The following is a 17,706-nucleotide window of genomic DNA, read 5'->3' as shown; positions in this document are numbered from 1 at the left end:
GTTAACATGTTCATCACCTAAAAGAATAGTATTACTTTCATTATATAAAAAAAAGACCGTAGGCAAATCCCCTTTTTGGGGGATTTGTCTACAGTCTGAGATGAACCCTAGAATAAGGGTTCATCTTGTAAATTCGCTACAATTACTTTGCAGCTTGATAACGTTTAGATACTTCATCCCAGTTTACAACGTTCCAGAAAGAAGCGATGTAATCAGGACGACGGTTTTGATAGTTAAGGTAATAAGCATGCTCCCACACATCTAGACCAAGTACTGGGGTTTTGCCTTCCATTAATGGTGAGTCTTGGTTTGGTGTGCTAGATAATTCAAGTTCACCATTGCTTACTGATAACCAAGCCCAACCTGAACCAAAACGAGTTGTAGCTGCTTTTGCGAATTCTTGTTTAAAGCTTTCGAAGCTGCCAAATTTAGCATTGATTGCTTCAGCAAGCTCTCCAGTTGGCTCGCCACCACCATTAGGTGATAGGATTTGCCAGAATAATGAATGGTTTGCATGTCCGCCACCATTGTTACGAACTGCAGTGCGAGCTGCTTCAGGAATTGCATCCATGTTAGAGATTAACTCTTCAACACTTTTGCTAAGAAGTTCTTCTTGACCTTCTAGAGCTGCGTTTAAGTTAGTAACATAAGTATTGTGGTGTTTTGTGTGGTGAATGTTCATTGTCTCCTTATCGAAATGAGGCTCAAGTGCATCATATGCGTAAGGTAATTGCGGTAATTCATATGCCATAATAAAATTCCTCCTATGTAGGGAATAACGGGCTTTTCCATCACGATGGAATGGTTAAGCCTACTTCTCTTAATTTAGCAAAGTTTAGTAATTCATTCAAATGTTTTGCTCGACATTTTTGAATCTTTACTTAATTATATTGTCTTTTCAATTAGATAGTTGTTTTTTAGACTAATTTGTCCATTGATTGAAACGAGAGGCACTTGCTTTCCGCAGAGAGGAAAGGGAGCTTCCTCGGCGTTGTCGCCTGTGGGGTCTCCCGCTCCCCTCTTTTTCCCGCAGGACATTGAAAAAACAACAATCTTTACGAAAACAAGCTTGTTATAAGACAACAATCAAAAAATAAATCACCATGACTCCTTGGATAATACCTTTTGTAATAACACTGCTAATAAAGCCTACTACTGATCCGAAGCCAATTTTCAAAGCAGTTGGGAAATCCTTTTTATGCACAATCAGCTCTGCAATAACCGCTCCAGCAAATGGTCCAATGATTAAACCAAAAATAGGAATAATAATGGGACCTACTATTAAACCAATGGTACTTCCCCATATTCCGGCTTTTGATCCACCGTACTTTTTTACCCCTATTAAATTAGCTAAGTAATCAGCGGCAAATAACATAATGACAAATAAACCTTGAACTGTCCAAAAAAACCAATTAAACGGTTCAAAGGAGAAAAAGACTCCATAAAGTAATATGCCCCCGAAGATAAATAAAACACTAGGTATTATAGGATAAATTAATCCAATAAAACCTACAATGAACATCGTTGAAATGATAATCCAATATACAATATCCAAAGCAAACGTCCTTTCAATAGATGATATAGATATTCATACGGTTCAATTTATTACCTGGTTTCATTTTATCCTTTTCAAATAGTCGAAAACCCCTGTTCACCTCAAAAAATTCACTGATAATATAGGTTGTGTTATAACTGACTGGAGGATAAAATGAATACGCATGTGAAAAAAATATGATGGGTGTTGTAAATGAATATATTCAAACAATTTTTCTTAAGTTTATTCTCTCCTAAAGATATTGCGAAGTTCCGTTTCCAAGGAATCGGAAAAACGATTTTGTATGTTTTTTTCTTAACTCTCTTTTCTCTCCTGCCATCTTTTATTTATTTTGGGAAAAGTATTTCAGAAGGCCTAGAATCATCATTATCAACTTTACAAACCGATTTCCCAGATTTTGAAATTAAAGATGGAACCCTACACACCGAGACGACTAAAACCATTGAGAATCGAAAAAATGATTTTACATTATTTATAGATGGTTCCGGCACCATGACTGAACAGGATGTGGCTAATCATGCAAACAATGGCTTTGCACTTCTGGAAACTCAATTTGTAATGGTTGCGCAAGGGTCGATTCAAACTTATCCCTATTCCATGTTGGAGACTCTGATAATTTCAAAAGATGATATTGAACAATTTTTGATTTCAATGAAGAGTATGTTATTTATTTTCCTGCCTGTAATTGGATTAACCACATATATATTTAACGTAGGAATTGATTTTATAGAAATTTCATTTCTTGCTTTCATAGGATTGTTATTCAAAAATTCTTTGGGCCGGAATATTACCTACCGTCATCTTTGGAGATTAGTTGCCTATAGTATTACTCTACCAACCGTTTTCTTCACTATTATGGCGTTTCTTCAAACCAAAGTAGTGGGTGGAATGATGATTAATTGGTTTGTGACTTTTGTTATCCTGATACTGACCATCCGAGAAATACCTAAACCAAAACAACGTAACATTCAACCATAAAAAGCCGATTCATTGGATTTAATTCCAATGAATCGGCTTTTTTCATTTGCTAAATTTAAGGGTTTGTTCAACTAATGCATTGGAAAGTCCATTCAACTGTGTACCTATTAAATGAGTTTCTTTCATTTCTTCTAGATGTTCTTTAGAATTAACCAGCATTTGTTCGGCACTTGCACTCAATTGTTGAGACAGAGAAACAAATCTTTCAGAGGAGTTTTCAATAATAGGTAAAGATTTTTGTAGTGTGCTCAACATCATTTGAATATCCTTCATACCTTTTGTGGTGTCTTCAACTAAATAATTTACTCTTAAGAAAGAAGAATGACTATCTTCAATGGCAGCTAAATTATCACCCATTGATTCTTTGACTTGATGAAATTCAGAAACAGCTTCCCCTGTTATTGATTCCATTTTCCCAATGGTGACACCGATTTCTTCTGCAGCTAAGCTGGATTGATCAGCCAGCTTTCTAACTTCCTCAGCCACTATCGAAAATCCTCTCCCCGCTTCCCCTGCTCTGGCAGCTTCTATTGTTGCATTAAGGGCAAGTAACTTTGTTTGTTCAGAAATGTTGCGTATTAGCTTAACTATAGAAGTTATGGAAACTGAATAGGCTCTCATACCTTCTAAGGTTACATTCATCCTCTGTAAATCTTCTTCATATGTATTCATTCTATCTTTCATAATTTTCATTTTGATACTACCTTCATTCGAAGAACTGTGCATTTCATTTGCTTTTTCAAAGATTGTATCCATATTAGCAAATACATGTAATAGCTTTTGCTTCATCAAATGAAATGCATCAATACTTTGTTCGGAACTAGATGCGGTTTCAGCAGCTGCTTGTTTAACCAATTGGATTCCATCTACCATATCCTCATTTTTAGATAAGATACCTAGTGAAGAGGTTTCTAAATGATGTCCTTTTCTCTTTAGTTCATGGGAAATCTCACTTATATTTTCCAGTAGTGACTTCATATCTGCCATCAGTGCATGAAAACTTTTCACAAGGGAAATGACTTCAGATGTATTCGCTTTTATATTCGTATCTATATTTAAATTACCGTTTCTAACTATCCTCATTGTATCCCTAAGCTGTGTTAGAGGCTTCATTAAGTTATGGATCATTATTTGAATAATAATACTAACAAGTAGAATACTCCCAATCGCTACGGTAAAAATAAACCAAGACATTTGATGGATTGGTGCTAAATAATCATTTTGTGGAACAGCTATTATATAAATACCTTTTAATTCTTGAATGGACTGAAAGCAAAGTGTATACAATTCTCCATTTATTTCTTCATGTATGATTCCTTGTTTCTGTTTTAGTATTTTACCTTCTAATTCCTTAGAGAAACTTAGTGCACTTTTTTTACTAACATCAAAAGGATTTATACCCTTTTCGTTTAATACATAATAAGTAGCGTGCAAATTGTCACGTACCATTTCCGCATCCTGTCTTTTGACAACAGACTGAATTTTCTTCGTGAATTTCTCTTCGTCACCAACGTACAACATCATCGTATTTTGAGCCATTCCATAGAAAATAGCCACTTCCCTTTTTAACCTCTGCTCCATAAGCTCTGTGACACTACTTTTCGACTTAATCGATGATATTAATCCAATACTACCTACTGATACTACTAGCGAAATCATGACCATTACTAAGAGTTTGGTCTTTAAGCTTAAAATACGACCTGTGTTTTTCCCTATTTTGCCTTTCCAAAGCCCCATTTTTCGACACCCCTTCTTTGTACCTATTCATTATCATTTATGAATGTAAAGGGGATGTAAAAATAGAGTAAATTTTCGATTAAACAATCATGATTTTCCATTGGTGCCAAAAAATCGGCATATTGTTGGAAACCATTCATAGAATGTAGTATACAAGCCCAGGGGGATAATCTATGAAGAAATTTATTGGCACCATAATGTTTTTACTTATCGTTTATGTCCTTTATTATGATCTATCGATCGGTACACTTCCTGCTGTCGCTCCTAAAGCTTCTGAGCCTATTACTAAAGTGAAGTCAGATGATAAAAAAGCAAGCTCAACTAAAGCAATGGATTTTGTAGAGGTCACTGTAAAACCTGGGGATACATTATTAAGTCTTATTGAAAAAAGGGAGGGTAAGCTTTCACAATCCATCCCCAAAATAATAGATGATTTTATATTATTGAATGATGGACTAGCACCCGATCAAATACAAATGGGGAAAAAATATAAAATCCCAACATATCAGAATGCCAATGACTGACAAAATACATTCTAATTCTTGTCATTCTAGTCAAAACACTGATACAATGATTCCGTAGATATTAAGTAGCAATCTTATTTGGACAATATTTAAATCTTCCATGATCATAGAACACTTATTTGTTCTTTAAAGGAGAGAATACCACTTGAGTGAAATTATACATCGTACTAAAACCCGACCTGTCAAAGTAGGTAATTTGACAATCGGTGGAAACAATGAATTAGTAATCCAAAGTATGACAACAACTAAGACGCATGATGTTGAGGCTACAGTTGCAGAAATCCTTAGATTAGAAGAGGCAGGTTGCCAAGTCGTCCGTGTTGCATGTCCGGATGAAAGAGCTGCCAATGCAATTTCAGAAATAAAGAAACGTATCAATATCCCACTTGTTGTCGATATTCATTTCGATTATAAGCTAGCACTAAAAGCAATCGAGGGTGGAGCAGATAAAATCAGGATCAATCCTGGTAATATCGGTCGCCGTGAAAAGGTTGAAGCAGTTGTAAATGCCGCAAAGGCAAAAGGGATTCCAATCCGTATAGGGGTAAATGCTGGTTCACTTGAAAAACGAATCATTGAAAAATATGGCTATCCTACTGCTGACGGTATGGTTGAAAGCGCATTGCATCATATTAAAATCCTTGAGGATTTAGATTTCTACGATATCATCGTCTCCATGAAGGCATCAGATGTAAATCTGGCTATTGAAGCTTATGAAAAAGCAGCAAAAGCATTTGATTATCCTTTACACTTAGGCATCACAGAATCAGGAACATTATTTGCTGGAACGGTAAAAAGTGCGGCTGGCCTTGGAGCGATTTTAAGTAAAGGAATCGGAAACACATTACGTATTTCATTAAGTGCAGACCCAGTTGAAGAAGTAAAGGTTGCACGTGAATTATTGAAATCGTTTGGACTTTCTTCTAATGCAGCCACTTTGATTTCTTGCCCTACTTGTGGACGTATCGAAATCGATCTTATCAGTATTGCAAACGAAGTAGAGGAATACATTTCTACAATTAAGGCTCCTATAAAAGTAGCAGTTCTTGGTTGTGCGGTAAATGGTCCTGGAGAGGCAAGGGAAGCTGATATTGGAATCGCTGGGGCAAGAGGAGAAGGTTTGTTGTTCCGTAAAGGTGAAATTGTACGGAAAGTGCCAGAATCAGTGATGGTAGAAGAATTGAAAAAAGAAATAGACGCAATTGCGGAGGAATACTTCGCTAAGAAAGCAGCTGAGGAAAAGGCTGCAGCAATAGAAGAATCGGCGATTACAGAATAAGCAAAAGAGGGTGAACTTAAACGATTTAAGTTCACCCTCTTTTGTTGTATAAGAAACCCATAAGTTAGGTTCCTTAGAAAAACGGGAGAATAAATATCCCAATAATGATGGAAAATGCTCCAATTCCTATTGCCCAAGCACCTAATGTTACTGCTCCTCTTCTTTGTGCAAGAAATCCAAGTACGATTCCTGCTGCACCAAACAAGATCGGAAGCGTAAATAACGAAAGAATAGACAAGATTATCGCAGTGTACCCAAAGCCTCTACCAGCAGACATTTCTTCTCTCACTGTTTCTCTTCGGTCAACGTCCCGACCAAATATCACAGGGGCAGTCAGCTCGGCAGCCGTCTCTTCTTCATAACGGCCAGGCTCATAGATCTTTACATCGTCTTCATCTGCTCTAGAACGATACAATGTGACCTTTTTGTCCTCCATCGCAAATCCCTCGCTTTCTTTTTTGGTGCATTATTATTGTTCCTTACTTCTATAAAAACGTGCATGTCAAAGCTTGTATGAGTTGGAAAGTATTGAAGTGTTCAACCAATGAATTATGGTAAGATAAGAAGTGAAAATAAAGAGGTGAGAATATCATGAAAAAACGATTCGGTATCGATATTGACGGCACAGTTACAAGACCTGATACTTTTATTCCATTTTTGAACAAAGCATTCAATTTAAAGCTTACCTACGAGGATGTCACACAGTATAGCTTTTTGCCATATGTTCAACAAGAGGAAAAGGAATTTGCTAAATGGTTCCTAGAAAATGAACCACATATTTATTCATCTTCGTTACTGTCGGATGGAGCAAAAGATGTACTTGATAAGTGGGTCAAGAAAATAGATCTTTATTTTATTTCAGCAAGAAGATCACATTTGTTAGAACTTACGAAAGAATGGTTTCTATCCAATCAGCTACACTTTGATCATTTAGAATTAATTGGATCTCACGATAAAATAGCCACTGCCAAGAAATATAATGTCGATATATTTTTCGAGGATAAACACGATAATGCAGTGACCATATCCGAAGAATGTGGCATCCCTGTAATCCTTTTCAATACTCCTTATAATCAGGAACCAGTACCTAAGAGCGTCATTAGGGTAAATAATTGGTCAGAAGCTGAGCGATGGGTAAACAATTGGTTAAAGAATAATTAATATATAAAAACAAAAGCGGACTCCAGTAATTGGAATCCGCTTTTTTTTAATAGTTAGCTCTGTTAAAGCTTATTGTTGATTTATCCACTAAGTTGATTGGAGTGGAAGACGCTCGACTCCTGCGGGAGCAGCGGGGCAGGTGAGACCCCGCAGGCGCAGAGCGCCGAGGAGGCTCACCGCCCGCCCCGCGGAAAGCGAGTGCCTGGAACGGAAATCAACAGCACCATTTAACAGAGCCTAATAGTTACAAATTACACTCTGGGCATTTACCATAAATTTCGAATTTATGCCCGGATACATCATATCCTTGTAAATTCTCTTGAAGTTGACTCATTGGACAGGTTTGAATCTCTTTTGTTTTTCCACAATCAAGGCATATAAAGTGATGGTGATGAGAATTATGTTTACAGGTAAAACGGAAATGTTTTTCTCCTGAAAGCTCTGTCATTTCACAGACTCCAACTTCAACAAATAGTGACAGATTGCGATAAATCGTATCGAAGCTTAATCCAGGATAATCATCCTTCATCGCTTCCAATACATCCTTTGCCGTTAAATATTTATCATTTAGCGAGAATAATTCAAGCATTTCCTCTCGCTTTCCTGTGTGTTTATATCCTTTTTCTTTTAACAATTGCATCGCATCTTGTACATTCATATAGTATCAACCCTTTTAAGCCAATTTGTGACGGATATTTTTATATAGGATAGAAAGTATCAAAATAAGAACAGAAAGAATGACAATTGTCCCACCTGGTGCTAAATCAAGATGATAGGATAAAATAAGTCCGCCTATTACAGAAATTTCACCGAATAGAATTGAAAAAGAAATAGTCTGCTTAAAGCCTTTTGCAATTCTTATACTAGCTGCTACTGGCAACGTCATAAGAGAAGAAACAAGAAGTATTCCAACAATTCTCATTGATGCAGCGATGACAAGTGCCACCATAATAATAAAGATAAAATGAATTTGCTTTACCGGTATGCCTGATGCCTTTGCATGATCTTCATCGAATGAGAGCAAAAACAACTCTTTGTATAAAAGAATAATGATAACCACTACTATGACTGCAATTCCAATAATCACACCCAAGTCCATTCTAGATACCGCACTGACGCTTCCAAAAAGATAACTAAATAAATCAGTGTTGAATCCATCAGCTAGTGAAATAAAAATGACCCCAATCCCAATTCCACCAGATAGAATGATCGGAATAGCCAGTTCTTGATAATGTTTGTACACACTTCTTAACCTTTCAATGAACAATGAACCAATCACTGAAAAAGTCATTCCTAAATATAAAGGATTCAAGCCAATAAAGGCAGTAAATTTCTTTTCAAGCAATAAACTAAACGCAATACCTGCCAAAGTAACATGGCTTAAAGCATCCGCAATTAAAGACAAGCGCCTCACAACTACGAAAACCCCTAATAATGGAGCTAGAGCTCCAATAATTATTCCAGTCATAAATGCATTTTGTAAAAACTCATATTGAAATAAGTCCAAGAGCATGGGAATCCTCCCGTTAATCTATATAGTGATATTTGATGTATTCTTTTGTATTACCATGGAAATGCATATGCTTATTTAAACAAGCAACATGCGTCACCTTTTCAGAAACTGAACCGATGTCGTGAGTGACTAATAGTAAAGTAATACCAAGTTTATGGTTTAAATCCTCTAACATCGTATAAAACTGTTTTACATTTTGCGCGTCTACCCCTACAGTTGGCTCATCTAATATCAATAATTCAGGATCACTTACAAGTGCCCTGGCAATAAAGACCCTTTGTTGTTGACCTCCTGAAAGCTCCCCAATATTTCGATTCCAAAATGAGATCATTCCAACAGAATCTAACGCATCAAGAATTTTTTCCTTATGTTGCTTAGTATGGAATTTAAAAAGCCCTAATTTTTTCGTCAATCCGCTAGCCACTACTTCATAGACCGTTGCTGGGAAACCTGAATTAAATGAATTTGCCTTCTGCGAAACATATCCAATTTTATCCCAATCCTTGAATTGACGGATGTCTGTTCCAAATAATCGGATTTCACCCTGTTGCACCTTGAGCAGACCCAATAACAGCTTTAAAAGAGTGGATTTGCCTGAACCATTCGGACCAACGATACCCAAAAAGGAACCTTTATCCACTGTAAGATTTATATGTTCAAGCACAATATCACTTTCATATTTATAAGAAAGATCTTTTACTTGAATGATTGAATTATTCAAAGGTATCACCTATTTTTTTAAAAGTCTGTCTGCAGCGCCCCAGCCAATACGGCTCTGCAGCATTTCTAGTAATCATTACGATTTAACATTGAGTAGTATACTCCTTTTTAAGATGAGTGTAAAGCGAATAAAATTACGTGAATTTTTAGAATCAACTAATAAGTCTTTCCTTCATTTATAAAAAGTGGTTCATTCTAACACATGGTTTTCATATGTTAGAGGGAAGGGGGGATTCGATGAAACTGTTTGAAACCATCATCAACATGAAAATAAATCGAATGAGTACCGATGAATTACTTAGTATAGGCGGACAATATGGTATTCAAATCTCCAGGCAACAGGGCAATCAGATCGTCCAATTGCTACGTGGGAAAAACATAAATATCTTTAACGAATCTGAACGAAACAAACTTTTAGCACAGATAGCCCAAATTTGTAATCCGACTACCGCTAAGCAGGTTGAAAGTATTTTTAAACAACTGACAAACACATAATTACCATGTGAAAAAATAAGGAGACACCCATTTGGTTGATGGATGTCTCCTGTATTTTATATTAATCTGCTCTAATTACATCGAGAAGGTTTTCATTGAATGCTCGATTTTTCAGCATTTCAATTTCATGTTTGTAAGGTGGTTTTTTATCGTTTTTGTCTTCTCCTACATAAGGAGTCTCAAGGATTTTTGGAACATGTAGCAACTGTGGATGATGAACGATATGATCCAATGCCGAAAACCCAATATGTCCGAAGCCGATGTTTTCATGACGATCTTTCCTCATACCTACAGCGTTCTTACTATCGTTAATATGAAGAACCTTTAAACGTTCGATTCCAATAATCTTATCGAATTCATTAAGAACCCCATCAAAATCTTCCACAATATTGTATCCAGCATCATGAATATGGCAAGTATCAAAGCAAACGGATAGCTTATCATTCAGCGTGACCCCATCCATAATCATTGCAATTTCTTCAAATGACTTGCCACACTCTGACCCTTTGCCAGCCATTGTTTCTAATGCGATTTGAACCGTTTGATCGCTTGTCAGCACTTCATTTAAGCCCTCTACGATTTTTGCGATCCCTGCTTCTGTTCCAGCCCCAACATGGGCACCGGGGTGCAGGACAATTTGTTTTGCCCCTAAAGCAGCTGTCCTCTCAATTTCCATACGAAGAAAGTTCACGCCCAACTCAAATGTATCTGGATTTTGAGAATTTCCAATATTGATGATGTATGGAGCATGGACTATTATCTCATCTATCCCGTGTTGTTCCATATGAAGACGTCCAGCCTCTATATTCAAATCCTCAATTTTTTTCCTTCTTGTGTTTTGAGGGGCACCTGTATAAATCATGAAAGTATTAGCACCATATGATACAGCTTCCTCACTAGCAGCTAAAAGCATCTTTTTTCCACTCATCGAAACGTGAGATCCAATCTTAAGCATCCTTTTTCCCCCTCTAACAAGCCTGTCTACTTATTCGTTCTTTTCTCTATTCGACGTTGTTTCTTCTTCATTTCTTCAACTTCTCTTTGGTGTTTCTTTTTATATCCAGGTTTTACTTTAGAAGATTTTTGTACCATGGACTTAGCTTTCTTTTCTATCTCGTTTGTTTGTTTTTTACGATTTTTTCGTTTATTACGGTCATCTGTTTCAACCCATTCCCCGTTTTGCAAATCTAGGTTTTTGAATTCAATTCCCATTTTTTCTAAACGGTTCAATGCGTCCTCATCCGTCTGTTCATAAATCGTAGCGGCAATCCCGGAATAACCAGCACGTGCCGTACGACCAGTTCTGTGTACATAGAAGTCCAAATCAGATGGAATCTCGTAATTGATTACATGGCTTACACCCTCAATATCAATTCCTCTTGCAGCTAAATCTGTTGCTACAATATATTGGAATTCTAGGTTTGTAATTTGCTTCATCATCTTCTTTCGATCACGAGGAGATAAATTACCGTGTATTCTACCGACCCTCATTCCTTTTGCCATCAATGCATCTGCAACCTGGTCAGCCATTTTCTTAGTGTTAGTAAAAATAATCGCTAGGTAAGGATTATATTGGATGACCATATCATGTAATAATTGAATTTTATTACGATGACGTAAAGGTACTAAAACATGTTCAATTTTTTGAGCAGTCACCTGTTTAGGATCTACATGAACATATTTTGGGTTTTCCATGTATTTTTTTAAGAACGGTTTTAATTTTTCTGGGATAGTCGCGGAAAATACTAGCATCTGAAGATTTTCTTTCATTCTAACCGCGATTTTATCAACATCCTCAATGAAGCCCATATCTAGCATCAAGTCCGCTTCATCAATAACCAAAGTACCCGCTGTGAACACTTGTAATGCAGTATCTTCCATTAAATCTTTTATTCGACCAGGAGTACCAATGACAAGTTGAGGTTGGTTCTTTAACTTATCAATTGTCCTTTGCTTATCTGTTCCCCCCATATAACAGCGGACCGTTAATGGTGATTCTTCTGGAAAATGAGTAGCAAATTTAAGTGCCTCTTTATAGATTTGATTGGCTAGTTCACGTGTCGGCGCCGTAATGATTGCCTGGACTTCATCCTTAGTAGGGTCAATATTTTGAAGTATTGGCAATAAGTATGAATGTGTTTTTCCTGTACCAGTTTGGGATTGTCCAATAATGCTTGTACCTTTTAATGCAGCAGGAATAACTCTCTCCTGTACATCAGTTGGCTTTGTAAAGCCAATATCATTGATGGCTTCTATAATATATGGATGGAATGAAAACCGTTCGAATTGGTTCTGTTTCATAAAATGTTACACCTCTTAAATAATATTTACAAAAATTGAGTTAAGTCCGCTCAGAAACTACTTTTCTTATCTTATCCTCTTTATCCCCCGAACTCAACCAAATATGCGATATTTCTACATTATCGGGAAATAAAGCTTTAATCCCCAAATATTCGCACTCATTTGAAAATTTAATCCTTCAAACTTTATCTTTATATATTTTAGGTTTTTATCTCGTTTTTATTTATTTAGCATAGTCTATTATAAAGCGAATTCATGAGTTATAGCTAGAAAGGAGGATTATTATGCAATTGGGTTTCCAAAATGGCCCTGCAAGGCGATTTCGAATGCAACAGGTAGTTGGGCAGCATAGAATGCCTCAAATGATGATGCAGCAGCAGCAACATCATTTTCATTCCTATCAACAACCGATGCCATTTCAGAACTTAAATCATCAAATGGTACAACAAAATCCTTTTCCTCCCCATAATCAAGGGTTTCAAAATATGCAGCCCAATCAAGGATTTGGTAAAAAAAAACGTGGGGGCAAACAAGGGGGATTATTGTCTCGATTATTAGGTAAAAACAAGCAAAAAGCTGTTGCCCAAATGCCTCCTAACCTTTTTTCCATACCAACTGCGGCAACTAGTGAAGCCACTCGCAGTGCAGGAACTGCTACTGCCGGCGCAGGTATTTTGCAAAGTCTAACAAACCCTGGTTCACTTACAACCATGTTAACTAACACACAAAAAGTTCTTCAAGCCGTGGAAACGATAGGTCCCGTAGTGTCACAATACGGACCACTGGTTAAGAACATACCAGCGATGTGGAAAATCTATCAAGGTTTAAAAGATTCAAGTAATAATGATTCTGTCACTGATGAATCGAAAAATAGTAAGGAAACTATAATTACGAATGTTTCTGAAAAGACTCATGAAGAAATCGTACCCACAGATGCTCGGAGTGGTAATCCTAAAGCAGCTATTCCTAAAAAAACGATATCAGCACAAAAACGAAACGTCCGGCCAGGAGAATCGATGCCAAAGCTGTTCGTATAATAATTCCTTAGTAAAGTAAACCAATCTTTGTAATATCTTAGATGGTTTTATATAATGTTAAGTAGAATATGAGTTTGAGTTGCTCTGCTTTACTAAGGAGGATATAAATGAAAGTATTAAAAATTGCTCCTCGCGGTTATTGCTACGGCGTTGTCGATGCAATGGTGATTGCAAGGAACGCCGCATTGGATAAAACACTACCTCGTCCCATCTACATCCTTGGGATGATTGTTCATAATAAACATGTGACAGATGCATTCGAAGATGAAGGCATCATTACATTAGATGGATCTAACAGAAAAGAAATTCTGGAAAAGGTAAATGGTGGAACTGTCATATTTACTGCTCATGGGGTCTCTCCAGAAGTTCGAGAGCTGGCAAAGGAAAAAGGGTTAGTTGCAATTGATGCTACATGTCCCGATGTCACTGCGACACATGACCTCATTCGTCAAAAGCAAAAAGAAGGATATCATGTGATTTACATTGGAAAAAAAGGACATCCTGAACCTGAAGGGGCAGTTGGAGTTGCACCGGATATCGTCCATTTGGTAGAAAAAGCAGAAGATGTGGAATCCCTTACAATCCAAGCTGAGAAATTGATAGTGACTAACCAAACTACAATGAGTCAATGGGATGTCTCCCATATCATTGATAAAGTGAAGGAAAAATATCCTCACACGGAAGTTCATAAAGAAATTTGCCTAGCTACCCAAGTCCGTCAAGAGGCGGTAGCTGAACAAGCTGGCGAAGCAGATTTACTTATTGTTGTAGGAGATCCTATGAGCAATAACTCCAACAGACTTGCTCAGGTTTCCGAAGATATTGCAGGAACGAAGTCGTATCGTGTGGCAGATGTTTCTGAAATCCAACTTGAGTGGCTACAAGGAGTTGAAACTGTTGCAGTAACAGCTGGAGCTTCTACTCCTACACCTATAACAAAAGAGGTAATTACTTTCCTTGAAAACTACAATCCTGAAGACGAAACAACATGGAAACGTGAGCGAAATGTTCCATTAAATAAAATACTTCCAAAAGTTAAAAATCCACAATCAGTACAATAATCGCTTAAAAAATGGCCGGACCATTAAAGATTCCGGCCATTTTTTTACATGAATTTGAAAGGATCGGTATTGATTTCCGAAGCAATAAACTCCGTTTCAAAACCTTTTTCGTCTACAAGCTCCTTCATTTTCTTTACTACCCCAAATTTCATGACTTTTTCAATATTGTGTCCAGCATCTACAATATTCAGGTCTGAAGCCATTGCGTCATGAGCCACATGGTAGTAAATATCTCCTGTGACATAAACATCTGCGCCATTAAACTTCGCTTGACTCCAATATTTATTTCCATCACCACCAACAACAGCCACTTTCTTTATTGGTGCATTTAGATTGCCTACTACTCTAAGACCGTCTATGTGTAAACTTTGTTTCACATGTTCAGTGAACTGTTGTAAGCTCATTTCAATTGGAAGGTTTCCGATTCTCCCTAATCCAAAAGCTTTCCCTTTGTTTTCAATTGGATAGAGATCAAAAGCTACCTCTTCATATGGATGCGCTTTAAGCATTGCACTTAATACTTTTTTCTCCAAATTCTTTGGATAAACTGTTTCGATTTTGACTTCATCCACTACTTCAAGTTTGCCCTTTGTACCTATGTATGGATTTGTCCCGTCACCTGGGAGAAAACGTCCATGTCCTTCACTAGAAAAAGAACAGTGACTATAGTTTCCGATATAGCCCGCCCCTGCATTACCTAAAGCTTCCCTTACATTATCCTCTGCTTCTTTTGGTACGAAGACAATCAGTTTTTTCAATGTTTCTTCGAAGGTTGGAATCAGCATATTAGAATCTTGTAAACCTAGGGCCATAACCAGCATATCGTTAACTCCACCATCAGTGATGTCTAGATTGGTATGTGCAGCATAAACTGTAATGTCATTTTTAATTAGTTTCTCAATTAGTTTTCCTGAAGGCTGGTCAGTGACAATATTCTTAAGTGGACGATACATAATGGGATGGTGAGCAATGATTAGGTCTATTCCTTGCTCAATAGCTTCATCAACTACCTCATCCAATACATCTAGAGCAACCATTACTTTATTGATTGGTTTGTTCAAAGTGCCCAGTTCAAGACCAATCCTGTCTCCTTCCATGGCTAGGTTTTTCGGAGAGAATTGTTCGAATAATTGAATGATTTCATAGCCATTTGGTATTTTCTTCATTTCAAAGCCTCCTCAACCATAGAAATTTTCGAAAGTATTTCTTGTTTTTTCTGTTGATTCCCCTCTGACTCACCTGATAACTCCAGCTGTTTAAGGATTTGTAACCAATGATTTTTCTCATGATCCCATTTTTTTACGAATGTACTGTTCATTTCTTTTAGCAAAAATGGCCCCATCAATAAAGCCGCTTCTTTATTTTCTTGGTACGGAAGGTCTGGGTTTCCTTTTTCAGCAACTAATACCTCGTAAATTTTTCCGTCCTCTTCAAGGATCTGTTCTTTTATCAGTTGCCATCCGTTACTCAATAGCCATTGTCTAATACTTATTGCGTGAATATTAGGTTGTAAAATTAGCCTTTCTGTCTTTTCCAATTTATCTTTTCCACGTTCCAATATAGATGCAATGAGAGGCCCTCCCATACCTGCAATCGTGACTGTAGTGGCTTCACCTGGATTCAAAACATCTAAGCCATCACCTTTTCTGACTTCGATTTTATTCTCCAAGCCGGCAGAAAGAACTTGATTGCGAGCGGATTGATAGGGTCCTTCAACCACTTCTCCTGCGATTGCCTTTAACACAAGCCCATTTATTACAGCATAACATGGCAAATAAGCATGATCAGAACCTATGTCAGCCAGGATGCTTTTTGATGGTATATAAGAAGCAACTGCTTCTAAACGTTTTGATAACTTCTCAATATTCATATCTAGACCTTCCTATCACCATTTATTTGTCCCTCTAGTATAAGGAATGTTTCTTTACTGTTGCAAGGAAAGGGGGACTTGAAACAAATTTCTTCCCATGAAAAATGGACGGCTGATGCTTAGTTCAGCCGTCCATCTTATCATGAAGCATTATTTTAGTTCAGATAACCATTTTGCCATATCATCTAATTGGCCTTCAGCCACTAGACCAGCTGGCATTCCTGATCCTTTACCATTTACTAAAATGTCTTTGATTTGGTCTGGAGTGTACTTATCTCCTACACCTTTTAATGCAGGACCAACGCCACCTTGATATTGATCCCCGTGGCAACCGATACAAGTACCTTTGTAAATCTCTTCTGGAGAACCTGCTGCAACTTCTTCTTTCTTTTCTCCGCCTTCTTTTTCAGCTGCTTGTTCTTTTGCATTTCCAAGGCCATTGATTGATAGAGCAAAAACCAAGCCGATACCAAAAACCATAATAAGTACAAATGGAATAATTGGATTGCGATTCATAGTAGTTTACCTCCCCTATGTATAAACCTGACTGTCTAATTAATTACAAGCAATTATTATTTTACTTGAAATTATTACTTAGGAAAAGCCCTAAACGATAAGATATAATAGAAATTCGGAATTTAGACAAAAATTGGCCATTCCAATATTCATTACTTCTTTTATTATTCTACAAAAACGGTAAATTATTGTCCATTTTTAAAATTTTTTCAGCTTTTCTTATAGAACCCCAGTAAATTTACCTAAAAAATAAAGGATCAAGATCCCTCCAAAAAGTCCTGCAATTTTAAAGTATATCAATTTTAACTTCCACCCCAAAACAATCCATAGTATACAATGAATGAATAATGAAATATAAAGAATAAGGAGTTGTTGAGGGAACAATACTTCAATCATTTTAACGGTAAATAGAAGCAAAATGAAAGCTGATGCTATTAAAGGAACTTGATAATTTAACGACTTCTTTGAGAAAATATAAGTTATTCCAATTAGTGAACTTACAATCATCAATAAGATAATACCTTGGAATACAAAATTAAAGGATGTAAATTCTGATATAACTAAACCAACAATCGAAAGGACCATAACTGCAATATATAAAGGATTACCCAATATAGATTTTTTAGATGACAGAATCGTATTATTGCCCCTTTCATTATCTTCTCTGTCATTTCCTTCAGTATATAAAGCCAATAAAAAATCACAATAATGCTCAGGCAGCAATCGATTTTTCTTCCAATATAAAATCTCATTAACAACTATCTTCTTCCGTGTATCGTTCAAACCATCACATCCTAAAAGAATAGCGCATAACCAATATTTATCCAATAATCAGCCTAAGCGTATGTTTCGTCTGATCAAGTCGCTACTCTATTTTTAAATAATTGATTATACCTCTATTAATATCGGCAACCATTCTTTGAGTTTTGACTAAAATGAACCATAAAATGAAAAGGTGA

Annotated in this window: 20 protein-coding genes; 7 read left to right on the top strand and 13 right to left on the bottom strand. The window is 36.7% G+C overall.

The genetic code is table 11. The annotated features are described in order from the left end of the window. Positions 1-142: 142 nt before the first annotated feature. The gene (locus G3O09_RS13060) at positions 143-751 is read right to left on the bottom strand and encodes a superoxide dismutase (protein ID WP_163101934.1); all 609 of its coding nucleotides are present in this window, start codon (positions 749-751) and stop codon (positions 143-145) included. A 321-nt stretch (positions 752-1,072) separates the two neighbouring features. Continuing rightward, positions 1,073-1,555, bottom strand: coding sequence for a DUF456 domain-containing protein (locus tag G3O09_RS13055; protein ID WP_163101933.1), 483 nt, complete (start codon positions 1,553-1,555; stop codon positions 1,073-1,075). 192 nt (positions 1,556-1,747) lie between these two features. Here G3O09_RS13055 and G3O09_RS13050 point away from each other — a divergent pair, with 192 nt between their 5' ends. Then, positions 1,748-2,533 carry a DUF1189 domain-containing protein gene (locus G3O09_RS13050; protein WP_163101932.1) on the top strand — a complete coding sequence of 262 codons (786 nt, stop codon included), beginning with the start codon at positions 1,748-1,750 and terminating at the stop codon, positions 2,531-2,533. 42 nt (positions 2,534-2,575) lie between these two features. On the opposite strand, the gene G3O09_RS13045 is transcribed toward G3O09_RS13050, so the two are convergent. After that, on the bottom strand, positions 2,576-4,270 hold the full coding sequence (locus G3O09_RS13045) for a methyl-accepting chemotaxis protein (RefSeq protein ID WP_163101931.1): 1,695 nt from the start codon (positions 4,268-4,270) through the stop codon (positions 2,576-2,578). Positions 4,271-4,443: 173 nt separating this feature from the next. Between G3O09_RS13045 and G3O09_RS13040 the strand changes: the two genes are divergently transcribed. Together G3O09_RS13040 and ispG are read left to right on the top strand one after the other, a co-directional pair. Beyond that, entirely contained in the window at positions 4,444-4,794 is a 351-nt protein-coding gene (locus tag G3O09_RS13040; RefSeq protein ID WP_163101930.1) for a LysM peptidoglycan-binding domain-containing protein, read from the top strand. A 154-nt stretch (positions 4,795-4,948) separates the two neighbouring features. Continuing rightward, complete coding sequence (gene ispG, locus G3O09_RS13035) at positions 4,949-6,073, top strand: flavodoxin-dependent (E)-4-hydroxy-3-methylbut-2-enyl-diphosphate synthase (protein ID WP_205439656.1); 1,125 nt, start codon at positions 4,949-4,951, stop codon at positions 6,071-6,073. A 73-nt stretch (positions 6,074-6,146) separates the two neighbouring features. On the opposite strand, the gene G3O09_RS13030 is transcribed toward ispG, so the two are convergent. Then, positions 6,147-6,509 carry a hypothetical protein gene (locus G3O09_RS13030; protein WP_163101928.1) on the bottom strand — a complete coding sequence of 121 codons (363 nt, stop codon included), beginning with the start codon at positions 6,507-6,509 and terminating at the stop codon, positions 6,147-6,149. A gap of 155 nt (positions 6,510-6,664) precedes the next feature. On the opposite strand from G3O09_RS13030, the gene G3O09_RS13025 reads away from it, so the two are divergent. After that, a complete protein-coding gene (locus G3O09_RS13025; protein ID WP_163101927.1) occupies positions 6,665-7,234 on the top strand; it encodes a hypothetical protein in 570 nt (189 codons plus the stop codon). 244 nt (positions 7,235-7,478) lie between these two features. Here G3O09_RS13025 and zur read toward each other — a convergent pair whose 3' ends face one another. The 3 genes from zur to G3O09_RS13010 are packed head-to-tail and all read right to left on the bottom strand — an operon-like array spanning position 7,479 to position 9,468. Continuing rightward, positions 7,479-7,892, bottom strand: a complete 414-nt coding sequence (zur, locus tag G3O09_RS13020) for a zinc uptake transcriptional repressor Zur (protein ID WP_163101926.1) — start codon at positions 7,890-7,892, stop codon at positions 7,479-7,481. 15 nt (positions 7,893-7,907) lie between these two features. Continuing rightward, positions 7,908-8,747, bottom strand: coding sequence for a metal ABC transporter permease (locus G3O09_RS13015; RefSeq protein WP_163101925.1), 840 nt, complete (start codon positions 8,745-8,747; stop codon positions 7,908-7,910). A gap of 13 nt (positions 8,748-8,760) precedes the next feature. Beyond that, positions 8,761-9,468, bottom strand: coding sequence for a metal ABC transporter ATP-binding protein (locus G3O09_RS13010; RefSeq protein ID WP_163101924.1), 708 nt, complete (start codon positions 9,466-9,468; stop codon positions 8,761-8,763). 236 nt (positions 9,469-9,704) lie between these two features. Here G3O09_RS13010 and G3O09_RS13005 point away from each other — a divergent pair, with 236 nt between their 5' ends. Further along, positions 9,705-9,962 carry a DUF2624 domain-containing protein gene (locus tag G3O09_RS13005; RefSeq protein ID WP_163101923.1) on the top strand — a complete coding sequence of 86 codons (258 nt, stop codon included), beginning with the start codon at positions 9,705-9,707 and terminating at the stop codon, positions 9,960-9,962. Positions 9,963-10,023: 61 nt separating this feature from the next. Here G3O09_RS13005 and G3O09_RS13000 read toward each other — a convergent pair whose 3' ends face one another. Then, entirely contained in the window at positions 10,024-10,917 is an 894-nt protein-coding gene (locus tag G3O09_RS13000) for a deoxyribonuclease IV (RefSeq protein WP_163101922.1), read from the bottom strand. A gap of 26 nt (positions 10,918-10,943) precedes the next feature. Beyond that, the gene (locus tag G3O09_RS12995) at positions 10,944-12,263 is read right to left on the bottom strand and encodes a DEAD/DEAH box helicase (RefSeq protein ID WP_163101921.1); all 1,320 of its coding nucleotides are present in this window, start codon (positions 12,261-12,263) and stop codon (positions 10,944-10,946) included. A gap of 284 nt (positions 12,264-12,547) precedes the next feature. Between G3O09_RS12995 and vrrA the strand changes: the two genes are divergently transcribed. After that, on the top strand, positions 12,548-13,300 hold the full coding sequence (gene vrrA, locus G3O09_RS12990) for a VrrA/YqfQ family protein (protein WP_163101920.1): 753 nt from the start codon (positions 12,548-12,550) through the stop codon (positions 13,298-13,300). Positions 13,301-13,407: 107 nt separating this feature from the next. Further along, positions 13,408-14,361 carry a 4-hydroxy-3-methylbut-2-enyl diphosphate reductase gene (locus G3O09_RS12985; RefSeq protein WP_163101919.1) on the top strand — a complete coding sequence of 318 codons (954 nt, stop codon included), beginning with the start codon at positions 13,408-13,410 and terminating at the stop codon, positions 14,359-14,361. 44 nt (positions 14,362-14,405) lie between these two features. On the opposite strand, the gene G3O09_RS12980 is transcribed toward G3O09_RS12985, so the two are convergent. The 4 genes from G3O09_RS12980 to G3O09_RS12965 all read right to left on the bottom strand — a co-directional run bounded on the left by G3O09_RS12980 (position 14,406) and on the right by G3O09_RS12965 (position 17,530). Further along, on the bottom strand, positions 14,406-15,527 hold the full coding sequence (locus G3O09_RS12980) for a Nif3-like dinuclear metal center hexameric protein (protein ID WP_163101918.1): 1,122 nt from the start codon (positions 15,525-15,527) through the stop codon (positions 14,406-14,408). Next, positions 15,524-16,231: a tRNA (adenine(22)-N(1))-methyltransferase gene (locus tag G3O09_RS12975; RefSeq protein ID WP_163101917.1), complete on the bottom strand. Its 708-nt coding sequence runs from the start codon at positions 16,229-16,231 to the stop codon at positions 15,524-15,526. The genes G3O09_RS12980 and G3O09_RS12975 overlap by 4 nt, the downstream gene beginning before the upstream one ends. Positions 16,232-16,381: 150 nt before the next feature. Continuing rightward, positions 16,382-16,747 carry a cytochrome c550 gene (gene cccA / locus G3O09_RS12970; RefSeq protein WP_163101916.1) on the bottom strand — a complete coding sequence of 122 codons (366 nt, stop codon included), beginning with the start codon at positions 16,745-16,747 and terminating at the stop codon, positions 16,382-16,384. 219 nt (positions 16,748-16,966) lie between these two features. Beyond that, positions 16,967-17,530 (bottom strand): hypothetical protein, encoded by a 564-nt coding sequence (locus tag G3O09_RS12965; protein WP_163101915.1) that lies wholly within the window; start codon positions 17,528-17,530, stop codon positions 16,967-16,969. Between the last annotated feature and the right edge of the window lie 176 nt (positions 17,531-17,706).

It is taken from the genome of Peribacillus alkalitolerans (assembly GCF_010882125.1).
In the GTDB taxonomy this organism is placed as follows: domain Bacteria; phylum Bacillota; class Bacilli; order Bacillales; family DSM-1321; genus Bacillus_BN; species Bacillus_BN alkalitolerans.
The sequence above is the reverse complement of the archived record's forward strand: the minus strand, read 5'-3'. Positions and strand labels throughout refer to the sequence as shown.

Bases quoted from the DNA above. Each gene is read 5' to 3' on its own strand.
- G3O09_RS13060 (WP_163101934.1), bottom strand. From the start codon at position 751: ATGGCATATGAATTACCGCAATTACCTTACGCATATGATGCACTTGAG.
- G3O09_RS13050 (WP_163101932.1), top strand. From the start codon at position 1,748: ATGAATATATTCAAACAATTTTTCTTAAGTTTATTCTCTCCTAAAGAT.
- G3O09_RS13045 (WP_163101931.1), bottom strand. From the start codon at position 4,270: ATGGGGCTTTGGAAAGGCAAAATAGGGAAAAACACAGGTCGTATTTTA.
- G3O09_RS13040 (WP_163101930.1), top strand. From the start codon at position 4,444: ATGAAGAAATTTATTGGCACCATAATGTTTTTACTTATCGTTTATGTC.
- G3O09_RS13030 (WP_163101928.1), bottom strand. From the start codon at position 6,509: ATGGAGGACAAAAAGGTCACATTGTATCGTTCTAGAGCAGATGAAGAC.
- G3O09_RS13025 (WP_163101927.1), top strand. From the start codon at position 6,665: ATGAAAAAACGATTCGGTATCGATATTGACGGCACAGTTACAAGACCT.
- zur (WP_163101926.1), bottom strand. From the start codon at position 7,892: ATGAATGTACAAGATGCGATGCAATTGTTAAAAGAAAAAGGATATAAA.
- G3O09_RS13015 (WP_163101925.1), bottom strand. From the start codon at position 8,747: ATGCTCTTGGACTTATTTCAATATGAGTTTTTACAAAATGCATTTATG.
- G3O09_RS13005 (WP_163101923.1), top strand. From the start codon at position 9,705: ATGAAACTGTTTGAAACCATCATCAACATGAAAATAAATCGAATGAGT.
- G3O09_RS13000 (WP_163101922.1), bottom strand. From the start codon at position 10,917: ATGCTTAAGATTGGATCTCACGTTTCGATGAGTGGAAAAAAGATGCTT.
- G3O09_RS12995 (WP_163101921.1), bottom strand. From the start codon at position 12,263: ATGAAACAGAACCAATTCGAACGGTTTTCATTCCATCCATATATTATA.
- vrrA (WP_163101920.1), top strand. From the start codon at position 12,548: ATGCAATTGGGTTTCCAAAATGGCCCTGCAAGGCGATTTCGAATGCAA.
- G3O09_RS12985 (WP_163101919.1), top strand. From the start codon at position 13,408: ATGAAAGTATTAAAAATTGCTCCTCGCGGTTATTGCTACGGCGTTGTC.
- G3O09_RS12980 (WP_163101918.1), bottom strand. From the start codon at position 15,527: ATGAAGAAAATACCAAATGGCTATGAAATCATTCAATTATTCGAACAA.
- G3O09_RS12975 (WP_163101917.1), bottom strand. From the start codon at position 16,231: ATGAATATTGAGAAGTTATCAAAACGTTTAGAAGCAGTTGCTTCTTAT.
- cccA (WP_163101916.1), bottom strand. From the start codon at position 16,747: ATGAATCGCAATCCAATTATTCCATTTGTACTTATTATGGTTTTTGGT.